This is a genomic window from Aquibium pacificum (genome assembly GCF_040839445.1).
In the GTDB taxonomy this organism is placed as follows: domain Bacteria; phylum Pseudomonadota; class Alphaproteobacteria; order Rhizobiales; family Rhizobiaceae; genus Aquibium; species Aquibium pacificus.
On record NZ_JBDPGJ010000002.1, the window covers coordinates 579,207 to 592,182 of the forward strand.

At 65.6% G+C, this 12,976-nt stretch carries 15 protein-coding genes; 6 read left to right on the plus strand and 9 right to left on the minus strand.

All coding sequences use genetic code 11. The features are described 5' to 3' along the window. Window positions 1-56 precede the first annotated feature (56 nt). Window positions 57-287 (plus strand): hypothetical protein, encoded by a 231-nt coding sequence (locus ABGN05_RS09165; RefSeq protein ID WP_367953702.1) that lies wholly within the window; start codon window positions 57-59, stop codon window positions 285-287. A 7-nt stretch (window positions 288-294) separates the two neighbouring features. Here ABGN05_RS09165 and msrB read toward each other — a convergent pair whose 3' ends face one another. Together msrB and ABGN05_RS09175 are read right to left on the minus strand one after the other, a co-directional pair. Next, the gene (msrB, locus tag ABGN05_RS09170; protein WP_367953703.1) at window positions 295-699 is read right to left on the minus strand and encodes a peptide-methionine (R)-S-oxide reductase MsrB; all 405 of its coding nucleotides are present in this window, start codon (window positions 697-699) and stop codon (window positions 295-297) included. A gap of 99 nt (window positions 700-798) precedes the next feature. Beyond that, complete coding sequence (locus ABGN05_RS09175; RefSeq protein WP_367953704.1) at window positions 799-1,989, minus strand: vWA domain-containing protein; 1,191 nt, start codon at window positions 1,987-1,989, stop codon at window positions 799-801. A 96-nt stretch (window positions 1,990-2,085) separates the two neighbouring features. On the opposite strand from ABGN05_RS09175, the gene ABGN05_RS09180 reads away from it, so the two are divergent. Beyond that, window positions 2,086-2,337 (plus strand): FitA-like ribbon-helix-helix domain-containing protein, encoded by a 252-nt coding sequence (locus tag ABGN05_RS09180; protein WP_367953705.1) that lies wholly within the window; start codon window positions 2,086-2,088, stop codon window positions 2,335-2,337. Then, window positions 2,334-2,783 carry a type II toxin-antitoxin system VapC family toxin gene (locus tag ABGN05_RS09185; RefSeq protein WP_367953706.1) on the plus strand — a complete coding sequence of 150 codons (450 nt, stop codon included), beginning with the start codon at window positions 2,334-2,336 and terminating at the stop codon, window positions 2,781-2,783. The genes ABGN05_RS09180 and ABGN05_RS09185 overlap by 4 nt, the downstream gene beginning before the upstream one ends. Before the next feature lie 36 nt (window positions 2,784-2,819). Here the strand turns inward: ABGN05_RS09185 and ABGN05_RS09190 are convergent, their stop codons facing one another. From ABGN05_RS09190 to ABGN05_RS09210, 5 genes are all read right to left on the minus strand, one after another. Next, window positions 2,820-4,028: a cytochrome P450 gene (locus tag ABGN05_RS09190; RefSeq protein ID WP_367953707.1), complete on the minus strand. Its 1,209-nt coding sequence runs from the start codon at window positions 4,026-4,028 to the stop codon at window positions 2,820-2,822. 57 nt (window positions 4,029-4,085) lie between these two features. Beyond that, complete coding sequence (locus ABGN05_RS09195) at window positions 4,086-4,523, minus strand: GNAT family N-acetyltransferase (protein WP_367954351.1); 438 nt, start codon at window positions 4,521-4,523, stop codon at window positions 4,086-4,088. Window positions 4,524-4,559: 36 nt separating this feature from the next. Next, window positions 4,560-5,453, minus strand: coding sequence for a haloalkane dehalogenase (locus ABGN05_RS09200; protein WP_367953708.1), 894 nt, complete (start codon window positions 5,451-5,453; stop codon window positions 4,560-4,562). 56 nt (window positions 5,454-5,509) lie between these two features. Continuing rightward, the gene (locus ABGN05_RS09205) at window positions 5,510-6,349 is read right to left on the minus strand and encodes an AAA family ATPase (protein WP_367953709.1); all 840 of its coding nucleotides are present in this window, start codon (window positions 6,347-6,349) and stop codon (window positions 5,510-5,512) included. A gap of 79 nt (window positions 6,350-6,428) precedes the next feature. After that, a complete protein-coding gene (locus tag ABGN05_RS09210; RefSeq protein WP_367953710.1) occupies window positions 6,429-7,091 on the minus strand; it encodes a YggS family pyridoxal phosphate-dependent enzyme in 663 nt (220 codons plus the stop codon). 120 nt (window positions 7,092-7,211) lie between these two features. Here ABGN05_RS09210 and leuS point away from each other — a divergent pair, with 120 nt between their 5' ends. From leuS to ABGN05_RS09225, 3 genes are all read left to right on the plus strand, one after another. Beyond that, window positions 7,212-9,851, plus strand: coding sequence for a leucine--tRNA ligase (gene leuS / locus ABGN05_RS09215; protein WP_367953711.1), 2,640 nt, complete (start codon window positions 7,212-7,214; stop codon window positions 9,849-9,851). 43 nt (window positions 9,852-9,894) lie between these two features. Then, window positions 9,895-10,410, plus strand: coding sequence for an LPS assembly lipoprotein LptE (locus ABGN05_RS09220; protein ID WP_367953712.1), 516 nt, complete (start codon window positions 9,895-9,897; stop codon window positions 10,408-10,410). A 97-nt stretch (window positions 10,411-10,507) separates the two neighbouring features. Then, entirely contained in the window at window positions 10,508-11,431 is a 924-nt protein-coding gene (locus tag ABGN05_RS09225) for a 1-acyl-sn-glycerol-3-phosphate acyltransferase (protein ID WP_367953713.1), read from the plus strand. A 10-nt stretch (window positions 11,432-11,441) separates the two neighbouring features. Here the strand turns inward: ABGN05_RS09225 and ABGN05_RS09230 are convergent, their stop codons facing one another. Together ABGN05_RS09230 and fsa are read right to left on the minus strand one after the other, a co-directional pair. Beyond that, window positions 11,442-12,254: a 2-keto-4-pentenoate hydratase gene (locus ABGN05_RS09230; RefSeq protein ID WP_367953714.1), complete on the minus strand. Its 813-nt coding sequence runs from the start codon at window positions 12,252-12,254 to the stop codon at window positions 11,442-11,444. Window positions 12,255-12,260: 6 nt separating this feature from the next. Next, complete coding sequence (fsa, locus tag ABGN05_RS09235) at window positions 12,261-12,914, minus strand: fructose-6-phosphate aldolase (protein ID WP_367953715.1); 654 nt, start codon at window positions 12,912-12,914, stop codon at window positions 12,261-12,263. Window positions 12,915-12,976 lie beyond the last annotated feature (62 nt).

Below are 12,976 nucleotides of genomic sequence, written 5' to 3' on the forward strand. Positions count from 1 at the left end.
TCTTCCGGGCGCGACGGCGCGGCCATGTCCCGCTTGCGAGTCTCTTCTGGCGCGACATGGTGTTCGTCGGCAGCGCGATCAATGCGGTTGCGCTGATTGCGGCCTTCGCGGCGCTCGAAGGCGGCGCCGCGGCATGGATCGTGATGGCGGTGTACCTGTCGCCGCTTCCCTACAACCTCTTCCTGTTCGCAGCCGTGTGGCGAACGGCGCCGCGGGAACCGGAGCCCTGGTGCTCGGCTGCGCGGTTTGCGGCGCTCGCCTGGCTGGCGCTGGCCGTCCTGCTCTGAGCCGGTCTCAGGCAGCCGGCGCGAACTTCAGCGCGACGCCGTTGATGCAGTAGCGCTGGTGGGTCGGCGGCGGGCCGTCGGGAAAGACGTGACCGAGATGGCTGCCGCAGGTGGCGCAGTGGCATTCCGTGCGCACCATGCCGTGGCTGCGGTCCACGGTCGTCTCCACTGAGCCGGGAACAGGATCGTTGAAGCTCGGCCAGCCGGTGCCGCTCTCGAACTTCAGCTTGGATTCGAACAGGGGGCTGTCGCAGCCGACGCACTTGAAGGTACCGGCCCGCTTTTCATGGAGCAGGGCGCAGCTTCCCGGCCGCTCGGTGCCGTGCTGGCGCATGATGTAATACTGCTCGGGCGTCAGCCGCTCGCGCCACTCGGCGTCGGTGCGGGTGACGGGATAGGTGTGGGTGTCCATGGGAGTTTTCCGTTGATGCACGCAACCAATGTAGTGCGCCGGGATCGGCTTGTCGAAGGGCAGCCGGCAATGACAGGCGATCCCGAATGACGCGTGCAGTCAATGCTTCCGCGACAATTCCCGCGTCGCCCCTTCGATTCCCGACAGCGTCAACGGGTACATGCGCTCCGAAAAGATCTCGCGGATCATGCCGATCGAGTGCGTGTAGTCCCAGTGCTTGCGCTGGACCGGATTGATCCAGACCGCGTTCGGCCACTGGTTGATCACCCGCTGGAGCCAGGCGATGCCCGCCTCCGCGTTCCAGTGCTCCACCGACCCGCCGGCATAGGCGATCTCGTAGGGGCTCATCGAGGCGTCGCCGACGAAGATCACCTTGTAGTCGTGGCCGTACTTGTGCAGCACGTCGAAGGTCGGGATCACTTCCGTATGCCGGCGCCGGTTGTCCTTCCACACGCCCTCGTAGAGGCAGTTGTGGAAGTAGAAATACTCCATGTGCTTGAACTCGCCGCGGACGGCGGAAAAGAGCTCCTCCACAACCTTGATGTGGTCGTCCATCGAGCCGCCGACGTCGAAGAACATCAGCAGCTTCACCGCGTTTCGTCGCTCCGGCCGCGTCTTCACGTCGAGATAGCCGTGCTCGGCGGTGGCGTGGATGGTGCCGGGAATGTCGAGTTCCTCGTCGGCGCCCTCGCGCACCCAGCGGCGGAGACGCTTGAGCGCCACCTTGATGTTACGCGTCCCGAGTTCGACGCTGTCGTCGAAGTTCCTGAACTCGCGCTTGTCCCACACCTTCACCGCGCGGCGGTGGCGGCTCTCGTGCTGGCCGATCCGCACGCCCTCGGGATTGTAGCCATATGCGCCGAAGGGCGAGGTGCCGGCCGTGCCGATCCATTTCGAGCCGCCCTGGTGGCGGCCCTTCTGCTCCTCCAGCCGCTTCTTCAGGGTCTCCATCAGCTTCTCGAAGCCGCCGAGCGCCTCGACCAGCTTCTTCTCCTCCTCGGAAAGATGCTTTTCGGCCAGTCGCCGCAGCCATTCCTCGGGCAGGTTCGCGACGTCGACCGCGCCTTCCCCCGACACCGCCTCGACGCCCTTGAAGACGTGGGAAAAGACCTGGTCGAAGCGGTCGATGTGCCGCTCGTCCTTCACCAGCGCCGCGCGGGCCAGATAGTAGAACCCCTCCACGTCGTAGTCGACGAGATGGGCCTCCATGCCTTCCAGCAGCGTCAGATACTCGCGCAGCGACACCGGGACGCGGGCGGCTTTGAGTTCGAGGAAGAAGGGAATGAACATGGCGTTTGTTTTGAGCAGGCCCGGCGGGAATTGCAAGCGTGGACCGACTGCTAGCAAAATGATAGCATTCTTTCCGATGAGATGGGAGTGCCCGGAATGGCCAGCCTGCACGTCAGGAACGTCGACGAGGAGATCGTCCGCAAGCTCAAGGAACGCGCCGAGCGCAACGGCCGGTCGGCGGAGGCGGAGCACCGGGCGATCCTGAACGCGGCGCTGGTCTGGGATGCCGCTCCGGAAACGGACGTTGCGGAGTGGAAGCGCCGGGCAGCCGATTTCCGGGCAGGCCTCGAAGGGCGCGTGCTCACACCCTCGGAAGTGCTGCTACACGAATCGCGGGACGAGCGTTGACCTCACCCATCCTCGTCGTGGATGCCAGCGTAGCGATCAAATGGGTCGTACCGGAAGTCGGTTCAGACGCCGCGGAAGCGTTGGTAGGTGCCTATCGGCTGATCGCGCCGCAACTCATCTATGCCGAATGCGCCAACATTCTGTGGAAGATGACCCGCCGTGGGGAATTGTCGGGCGTGGAAATGATGAAGGCCAGCACTCTCGTCGATGATTTTGCCATCCACACGGTATCGATGCGCGAACTCGTCCCGCTCGCGCTCGACGCATCCGTCCGGATCGATCATGCAGCCTACGATTGCTTCTATCTTGCCTTGGCGTTTCTGCAGGAATGTCCGATGGTCACCGCAGACTCGCGTTTAGTCCGAAGGCTCCGATCGCGGCGGGACGCATGGGCCGACCTCGTCGTCGAGCTTGCAGACATCCCGCCGGCGTCGGACCGGCCATAGAAACAGGACGGCTCTGCGACAGGGCCATTGCACCCCTCACCCCCACGCCACCCGCATCCCGGTTATCCCGCGTATCCCGGTATGCCCCTTCGCGATCGGCGGGTCGCCCGCGAGCCTCAGCCCCGGCAGCCGCTGCGACAGAGCGATCAGCGCTTCCTCCATCTCCGCACGCGCCAGTGCCTCGCCGACGCAGCGGTGCGCGCCGTGCCCGAAGCTCAGCGACCAGCGCGGATGGTCCCGTCTCTCGATGTCGAAGACGTCCGGTTCGGCGAAGACGGTCTCGTCTCGCTGGCCGGACAGGATGGACAGGTTCACCACCGTCCCAGGCTTCAGAGCCACGCCATCGATCTCGACCGGTGCCGTCACGACGCGGCCGATCGCGCCGACGGGCGGCTCGAAACGCAGGCCCTCCAGGACAGCGCCGGGCACGAGCGCAGGATCGCTCCCTAGCGCCTCCCACTGCGGCCGCCTCTGCAACAGCTGCGAGACGGTGGAGGTAAGTCCGAAACGCGTCGTGTCGCTGCCGCCGATGATGACGCTGACGATCTGCATCAGCGTCTCGATGGGCGAAAGCGCTCCGTCCTCGTCCACCCGTGCCAGGTAGGAGGACAGGAAATCCTCGCGCGGCTCCTGCCGCCGCGCTTCGAGCAACTCCTCCACATAACCCATCAGTTGCGCTGCCGCGGCCTCGATCGCGGGAAAATCCTCGTCACGGAAGCCGCCGAGCCCGCGGGTCATGGTGTAGACCTTGGCGGCGAACTCCGGCGCCTGCTGGCGCGGGATGCCGAGAATGTCGGCGATCAGCCGCGCGGGAAGCGGCGAGGCGAGCGCGGCGAGGAAATCGGCCTCGCCGTCCGTCTCGATCTCGTCCAGCATCTCGCAAACCAGCGCGCGGATGTGCGGCCTCAGATCCTGGATCAGCCTGAACGCGAAGGCGCGCGAGAGCGGCGCGCGGCGCCTGGCATGCGCGGGTGCGTTGGAAAGCAGCAGACTGTTGGCGTAGAAATCGAAGAGCGATCCCTCGGTGATGCCGCGGAAAGCAAGCGCCTCGGTCTCCAGTTGGCGGGTATGCGTGTCGGTCATCAGCGCCATGATGTCGGCGTAGCGCACGACCGTCGGAAACCCGCCGCCGATCTCCAGCACGCCGCTGACCGGGCGGTACCTGGCATAGCCCGCATGCGGGTCGGGCCGGAACGCGTCCGGATCGACCTTCGTCGGCCTCTTGCGCGCGGCCGTCGTGGTCATGTCGAAATCCTCCCATCGGTCCGCGCCACGCCTCTCGGGCGACGCGATGCCGGCCATCTACGACAGATCGTACTCGATGAACCCTGTCCGCCGCGCCACACGGTCGTAAAGTTTTCGCGCGGTGGCGTTGGTCTCGTGCGTCATCCAGTAGACGTTGGTGACGCCGACCGCGTTTGCCTCGCGCTTCACCTCCTCGATCAGCACCCGGCCGAGCCCCGTGCCGCGCAGGTCAGGCTCGACATAGAGGTCCTGCAAATAGCAGTTGTTCGCCGGCGACCAGCAGGTGCGATGGAAGAGATAGTGCACCAGCCCGACGGGTTGCGTCTTCACCACCGCCAGCATGCATTTCGGCTCGAACTCGCCGCCGGAATGGATGCGCTCCCAGGTGGTACGGTAGACCTCCTCCGGTACCTTCGTCTCGTAGAAATCCAGATAGGCCGTCCACAGCCGCCGCCAGTCGCCCTCGTCCTTTCGCGTCGGCACCCTCAGCTCCATGCCTTCCACGGCGTATTCCTCCTATCGACCGATGCCTCAGCCTCCGAACGATGCCAGCGCCGCTTCGGCCACCTCGTCGCCCCATTCCTGCACGAAATGCCCGGCATCCTTCAGCACCAGCGGCTCCGGACAGTTCCGGATCACCTTGCGCATCGCTTCCATCACGGGAATTCCGAGCACCGGATCCTGCGCGCCGATCGCCATGAAGCTCCTGCCGGTCCATTCCTCGCGCCAGAACCGCGCCGCCTTCCGCGATGTATCCGCGCCTTCCATGCCGGGATCGGTCATGACCATGGCCGGGAACCGCCGTACGCCTGCCTTGTAGGTCACGTCCGGGAACGGCGCGTCGTAGGCGGCCGTCTCGGCCTCCGTCAGGTGCGGACACGACCGCTTCATCAGCTTGCCCACGGCGAGATCGGGATTGGCCGCGACATAGGCGCGCCACTGGACGAAGCCCTCGCTCGGCGCAGCACCCGTGGCAAGGGCGGTGTTCATGACGATCAACCTGGTAAAGCGCTCCGGCATTTCCATCGGCAGCGTCAGGCCGAGCAGGCCGCCCCAGTCCTGCACGACCAGCGTGATGTCTTTCAGGTCCAGCCGCTCGATGAACGCGAGCAGCATGCGCCGGTGGAAATGGAAGCCGTAGGTTTCGTCCTCCTCCGGCTTGTCGGAACGGCCGAAGCCGGCGAAATCGGGCGCCACCACGCGCCCGCCGGCGGCGGTGAAGACCGGGATCATCCTGCGGTAGAGATAGCACCAGGTCGGCTCGCCGTGCAGGCACAGATAGGTGTGCCGGGCATCGCGCGGGCCTTCGTCGAGATAGTGGATGCGCAGGCCGGGGATGTCGGTCAGCCCTTCCGCATAATGCGGCGCGAAGGGAAAGCCGGGCAGGTTCTCGAACCGCTCCTCCGGCGTCCTGAGAATAGTCATGCCGTCTCCTCCTCCGGGTTCGCGGCCCTATCGCCGCACGTGGCCTCGGTCCCGGCTCACCCCTGCCGTCGCGCCATGAATGCCAGCCGCTCGAACAGGTGCACGTCCTGCTCGTTCTTCAACAACGCGCCATGCAGCCTCGGCAGCGCGTTCTTGGCGTCGCCGCGCAGGTCGGCCGGGTCGACGTCGTCGGAAACCAGCAGGCGTATCCAGTCCAGCGCCTCCGAGGTCGACGGCTTCTTCTTCAGCCCGGGCACCTCGCGCACCTCGTAGAACTGCGTGAGCGCCGCGCGCACCAGGTTCTGCTTGATTCCGGGATAATGCACGTCGACGATCCGCTGCAGCGTCTCCATCTCGGGGAAGCGGATGTAGTGGAAGAAGCAGCGGCGCAGGAAGGCGTCCGGCAATTCCTTCTCGTTGTTGGAGGTGATGATGACGATCGGCCGCTGCCGGGCCTTCACCGTCTCGCCGGTCTCGTAGACGTAGAACTCCATGCGGTCGAGTTCCTGCAACAGGTCGTTCGGAAACTCGATGTCGGCCTTGTCGATCTCGTCGATCAGAAGCACCACCTTGCGGTCGGCGCCGAAGGCCTCCCACAGCTTGCCGCGCTTGATGTAGTTCCTGATGTCGTTGAAGCGTTCGTCGCCGAGCTGGCTGTCGCGCAGCCGCGACACGGCGTCGTATTCGTAGAGGCCCTGCTGCGCCTTGGTGGTGGATTTGACGTGCCACTCGATCAGGTCGAGGTCCAGCGCGGCGGCGACCTGCCGGGCGAGTTCGGTCTTGCCCGTCCCCGGCTCGCCCTTCACCAGCAGCGGCCGCTCCAGCGCGATCGCCGCGTTCACCGCCACCATCAGATCCCTGTCGGCGATATAGGCCGACGTGCCTTCGAAACTCATGCGCAGATTTCCCGGATGATTGTTCAAACTTGTCGCGAACCCTAGGGAGTGCACACGGCAGGCGCAAGCCGCGAGTGGCTCACCGGCTGCCGAAGATGGCCGAGCCGACCCGCACGCTGGTTGCCCCGAAGGCAATCGCGGTCTCGAAGTCGCCGGACATGCCCATCGAGAGTTTTTCCACCCCCGCCTCGCGCGCCAGCTTCTCGAGCAGCGCGAAGTGCGGCCCGGGGTTCTCCTCTAGGGGCGGGATCGCCATCAGCCCCTCGATAGCGAGCCGATGCACGTCCCGGCAGCGCGCGACGAAGGCGACCGCCTCGCGCGGGTCGATCCCTGCCTTCTGCTCCTCGAGCCCGGTGTTCACCTGTATGTAGAGCTGGGGAAACTTGTCCTGTTTGCGCATTTCCTTCGCCAGTTCGGCGGCGATCTTTTCTCGGTCGACGGTTTCGATGACGTCGAACAGAGCCACGGCTTCCCTGGCCTTGTTGGATTGCAGCGGTCCGATCAGGTGCAGTTCGATGTCAGGAAACGCTTCGATCAGTGCCGGCCACTTGCCCTGCGCCTCCTGGACACGGTTCTCGCCGAAGACCCGCTGGCCGGCCTCGATCACCGGCCGGATCGCCTCGGCGTCGAACGTCTTGGAGACGGCCACGAGCGTCACCGCGCCCGGCTCGCGTCCGGCCTCTTTCGCGGCACTCGCGATGCGGCGTCTGACCTCCCCGAGCCTGTCGACCGCGCTTTCCATCCGTTCTCTCCGACTGCAATTCGATCCGCCGGTGCGTCGCCTCGGAGTTGACGCTCCCGGCAATCCGTGGTGAAGGTCCGCCCGGCATTTTCCGGCACCTTATCGAGCGAATTCACGGTCATGGCAACCGAACGATACAATCCCCGCGTGGCGGAGCCGCGCTGGCGGAAGGCCTGGGACGAGGCCGGGCTCTTCCGGACCAGGAACGACGATCCGGGTCCGAAGTACTACGTGCTGGAGATGTTCCCCTATCCGTCCGGGCGCATCCACATGGGCCACGTGCGCAACTACACGATGGGCGACGTGGTGGCGCGCTACAAGCGAGCCATGGGCTGCAACGTGCTGCACCCGATGGGCTGGGACGCCTTCGGGCTGCCGGCCGAGAACGCGGCGCGCGACAACAAGGTCAATCCGCGCGACTGGACCTATGCCAACATCGAGACGATGAAGGGCCAGCTGAAGACCATGGGCCTGTCGCTCGACTGGGACCGCGAATTCGCGACCTGCGATCCGAGCTACTACCGGCACCAGCAGAAGATGTTCCTCGACTTCTGGAAGGCCGGCCTGGTGGAGCGCAAGTCGGCCAAGGTCAACTGGGACCCGGTCGACATGACGGTGCTCGCCAACGAGCAGGTGATCGACGGGCGCGGCTGGCGCTCCGGCGCGCCGGTCGAGCAGCGCGACCTGACGCAGTGGTTCTTCAGGATCACGAAGATGAGCCAGGACCTGCTCGACAGCCTGGACACGCTCGACCGCTGGCCGGACAAGGTCAAGCTGATGCAGGCGAACTGGATCGGCCGCTCCGAAGGCCTCCTGATCCGCTGGCCGCTGGCGAAGGACACCGCGCCTCAAGGCGAGACCGAACTCGAGGTCTACACGACCCGGCCCGACACGATCTTCGGCGCCTCCTTCATGGCGGTGGCGGCCGACCATCCGCTGGCGCGGAAGGCGGCAGAAGGAAATCCCGAACTCGCCGCCTTCATCGACGAGATCCGCCACATGGGCACCTCGGCGGCGGCGCTCGAAACGGCGGAGAAGAAGGGCTTCGACACCGGCGTCCGCGTCGTCCATCCCTTCGACGAGAGTTGGACGCTGCCGGTCTACGTGGCGAACTTCGTCCTGATGGAATACGGCACGGGCGCCATCTTCGGCTGCCCGTCGGGCGACCAGCGCGACCTCGACTTCGCCAACCGCTACGGCCTGCCGGTCGTGCCGGTGGTGATGCCGGAGGACGCCGACCAGGCGAGTTTCCAGATCATCGACGAGGCCTATGTCGACGACGGCGTAATGATCAATTCGCGCTTCCTCGACGGCATGAAGCCCAGGCAGGCCTTCGACGAGGTGGCCTCTCGTCTGGAGAAGGCGACGATCGGAAACCGTTCGATGGCGGAGCGAAAGGTGCAGTTCCGCCTGCGCGACTGGCTGATCTCGCGCCAGCGCTACTGGGGCTGTCCGATCCCGGTGATCCACTGCGACGAATGCGGTTCGCTGCCGGTCTCCGACGACCAGCTTCCGGTCGAACTGCCGGGCGACGTCACCTTCGACCGTCCCGGCAATCCTCTCGACCATCATCCGGCGTGGAAGCATGTCGCCTGTCCGCAATGCGGCGGCGAGGCGCGGCGCGATACCGACACGATGGACACCTTCGTGGACTCGTCCTGGTATTTCGCGCGCTTCACCGATCCGTGGAACGAGGCGGCGCCCACGACGCTGGAATATGTCGACGGGCCGAACGGCTGGCTGCCGGTCAACCAGTACATCGGCGGCATCGAACACGCGATCCTGCATTTGCTGTATTCGCGCTTCTTCGCCCGCGCCATGAAGGCGACGGGACACCTGAACACGGTCGAGGAGCCCTTCGAAGGCCTGTTCACGCAGGGCATGGTCGTCCACGAGACCTACCGGCGCGGGTCCGGTGCGAACGGCAGCTACGTCACCCCGGCCGAGGTGAAGGTCGAGGAGACCGACGGCCAGCGCCGCGCCGTTCTGATGGCGACCGGCGAGGAACTCGTCATCGGCCCGATCGAGAAGATGTCGAAGTCGAAGAAGAACGTGGTCGACCCCGACGACATCATCGCGAGCTATGGCGCCGACACCGCGCGCTGGTTCATGCTGTCCGATTCCCCGCCCGACCGCGACGTGATCTGGACCGAGGCGGGCGTCGAAGGTGCGCATCGCTTCGTCCAGCGCGTCTGGCGTCTCGTCTCGGAAGCCGCTCCCCTCCTGAAGGACGTGATCCCGGCGGCGGGAACCGAGGCGGATGCGCTCGAGGTGTCGCGCGCCGCCCACAGGACGGTCAAGGCGGTCAGCGAGGAGATCGAGCGGCTGGGTTTCAACAAGGCGGTCGCCCGCATCTACGAACTGGTCAATGCGCTCTCCCCGCAACTCGCCAGGGCCGGCGAACCCGGCGCGGCGACGAAGGGTGCACTGCGCCAGGCGGTGGAAATGCTCGTCCTGATGATCTCGCCGATGATGCCGCATCTGGCTGAGGAATGCTGGGCGGCGATCGGCGGCAGGGGAATGGCAGCCGAGCAGGGCTGGCCTGCATACGACCCCTCGCTCGTCGTCGACGACGAAATCGTTCTTCCCGTCCAGATCAACGGCAAGAAGCGCGGTGATTTGACAATTGCCCGCGACGCGGATCAAGCTGCCATCGAATCGGCGGTGCTCGAGCTCGATGTCGTCCGCAAGGCGCTCGAAGGGCGGTCTCCGCGCAAGGTGATCGTCGTGCCGCAGAGGATCGTCAATGTCGTGGTCTGACCGGTTTCACAGACGCCCTTTCTGGTTTCCCCGAGCGGCGGCTATGGCGGCCCTGGGAGGCGTGGCGCTTCTTTCGGCCGCTTGCACGGTGCAGCCGCTCTACGGCAACGTCTCCTCCGTGACACCGGGAATGCCCGACTCGCGCCTCGCTTCGATCTACATTGCGGAGGTCGACACCCGCGAGGCCCAGGAGGTGCGGAACAATCTGATCTTCCTCCTGAACGGGGGTGCCGGCCAGCCGGAAAATCCCCGCTATCGCATGAACCTGAAGATAGAGAGGAAATCAGCCGCCACGGTGACGATCCAGTCGGTCTCCGGCGACAACGAGCCGACGGCCGGATCCGTCCGGCTCGTCGGTCGCTACGTCCTGAAGGACACCGAGACTGACAAGACCGCCGCCCGGGGGGAGCGGAGCGCGAGCGCGTTCTTCGACCGGCCGCCGCAGCTTTTCGCCGAGGATCGGGCGCAGCGCGACGCGGTCAACCGCGCGGCTCGCGAACTGGCGGAGTTCATCCGTCTGGACGTCATGATGGAGCTGAAGCGGATACAGGCGCAATAGCCTTCGGGAACCCGTCAAGGCCTGGAAAGTTAGAGGCCCGACGTCATTCTTGCGTCATAGTATTCGGCCAGACAGGGGCCGATCGGAGTCGATGACCATGGACCTGCAGACGTCGCCATCCTCCATTGCGAGGCTGTTGGGTGGGCGGGCCTTCTACGGGAGCGCAATCGACAGCGATTCCCACATCATCGACCAGCTCATCCACGAACGGTCCCTGAAGATCTCCCGCCATCCGCTCTGGCCGCTGATGCGGCCGGTGCTCCTGCGCATGTTCCATTATGACGAAGCCGTGCGCATGGCCGACGCCATCGCGCCGCTGAACGGCTGGGACGCGCTTCAGCACCTGAGTTCGCTGCTGTCGCTCGACATCAAGGTATCCGGTCTGGAGAACCTGCCGCCCACGGGCGGTTTCATTCTGGCGCCCAACCACCCCACCGGCATCGCCGACGGAATCGCCGTCTTCGACATACTGAAGGACCGGCGTCGCGACCTGACGATCTTCGCCAACCGCGACGCGCTGCGCGTGGCCGCCGGCTTCCGCGACCTCATCATTCCGGTCGAATGGCGCCCCGGCGAGAAATCGCATTCCAAGAGCCGCGACACCTTGGAGATGACGGCGCGTGCCTTTTCGCAGGAGCGCGCGGTCGTGCTCTTCCCGTCCGGCCGCATCGCATTCTGGAACGAAGGCAGCCTCACCGAACGTCCCTGGCAGACATCGGCGGTCGCGCTCGCCCGCCGCTACGGCGTGCCGATCGTGCCAGCGCATATCTCCGCCCGCAATTCGGGGCTGTTCTACTTCCTGGCCAAGCACTCGACCGAATTGCGCGACATGACGCTGTTCCACGAGCTTCTGAACAAGAAGCGCTTCAGCTTTTCGATCACCGTCGGCAGGCCGATCGAGGCGGCACGGCTGGCCGGCGATCCGGTCGACATTACAGCCATGCTGCAGAAGCACACGGTCGAGACGCTGAAGGCAGACCCGCGGGCGGAGTTCGTGCCCGCTGCCACGACGTCCGTCTGACGTCCGTGGGTCAGGAGATTTCGGCAGTCAATCCGGCAAGCGGCAATCCGCCCGTCACCCTTGTCGACCATGCCTGTCCGGCGACCACAGGGAAGGCCCGCGTCAGGGTTCCGGTCGTTATGATCTCCCCGGCCCTGAGCCCCGGATTGTGCGCGTCGCGGTCGAGCACTTTCGCCAGATGCATCAGCGCCTGGACCGGTCCGTCGAGTACGTTCGAGCCGGTACCGGTATCCATCACCGCGCCGTCGCAGGACAGTTCCAGTTCCACAGCGGCGAGCTTTGCGGCCAGTCCCGACCTCTGGCCCGGTTGGAGCGCGTGTCTGGGTCCGATGTGAAGCCCTCCATGCAGGCCGCCGTCGGCGATGCAGTCGGAGGCGGCGAAGCGCCAGCCGGGAAAGATCGACTGCACGATCTCGAAGCCGTGCGCGACCCAGTCCACCGATGCCTCGATCTCCTCCAGGCTCATACCGGCCGACAGATCGCGCCCGATGCCGAGCACGATCTCCGGCTCGATGCGCGGTTCGGGCAGATGTGAGGCGCGGATGACGCCGCCGGGCGCCATCTCATGGAAGGTCGTGTCGTAGACGTCGCCCCAGATCGGCTCGAACACCGCGTATTCGGCCCAGATGTTGCGGTTGGTGAAGCCGATCTTGCGGCCGATCGGTTTTTCGCCGCGCGCGGTGCGAAGCCTGCGCAGTTCCGCCGTCACGGCATAGGCGAAACCGTTGTCGAAGCCGTCGACCCGCCCCGAGAACCGTTCGACCTGGCGGCCGCCGTCCAGCGCGGCCAGAACCTGTGCCGCGAAGTCCCCGGCGTCCGGCATGGCGCCTCAGCCGATCTTCTGGCCCGTCTTGGCCCAGTCGGCCAGGAAGGCCTCCAGGCCCTTGTCGGTGAGCGGATGCTTGACCAGCGCCTTGAGCGTCGCCGGCGGGGCCGTCACCACGTCCGAGCCGATCATGGCCGCCTGCTTCACGTGGTTCACGGTCCGCGCCGACGCCGCGAGGATCTCGGTGGGGAAATCGTAATTGTCGTAGATCGTGCGGATCTCGGCGATCAATTCCATGCCGTCCAGGCCGATATCGTCGAGCCGGCCGATGAAGGGCGATATGAAGCTCGCGCCGGCCTTGGCGGCGAGCAGCGCCTGATTGGCCGAGAAGCACAGCGTCACGTTGACCATGCGCCCGTCCGAGCGGATCGCCTTGCAGGCGCGCAGGCCGTCCAGTGTCAGCGGCACCTTGATGCAGACGTTGTCGGCGATCTTCGAAAGAATGTTCGCCTCCCGCATCATCTCGTCGTACTCGGTGGCGACCACCTCGGCAGAGACCGGGCCGGCGACGATGGAGCAGATTTCCTTCGTCACCTCGGCGATCGAGCCGCCGGACTTGAGGATCAGCGAGGGGTTCGTCGTGACGCCGTCGAGAAGGCCGAGATCGTTCAGTTCCCGGATTTCCTTCACGTCGGCGGTGTCGGCGAAGAATTTCATGACCGTCTCCTTGGGCATACGGGTCCGGCGGCGGATAGCCGCTCTTGTCGGCCTTTGCTCTA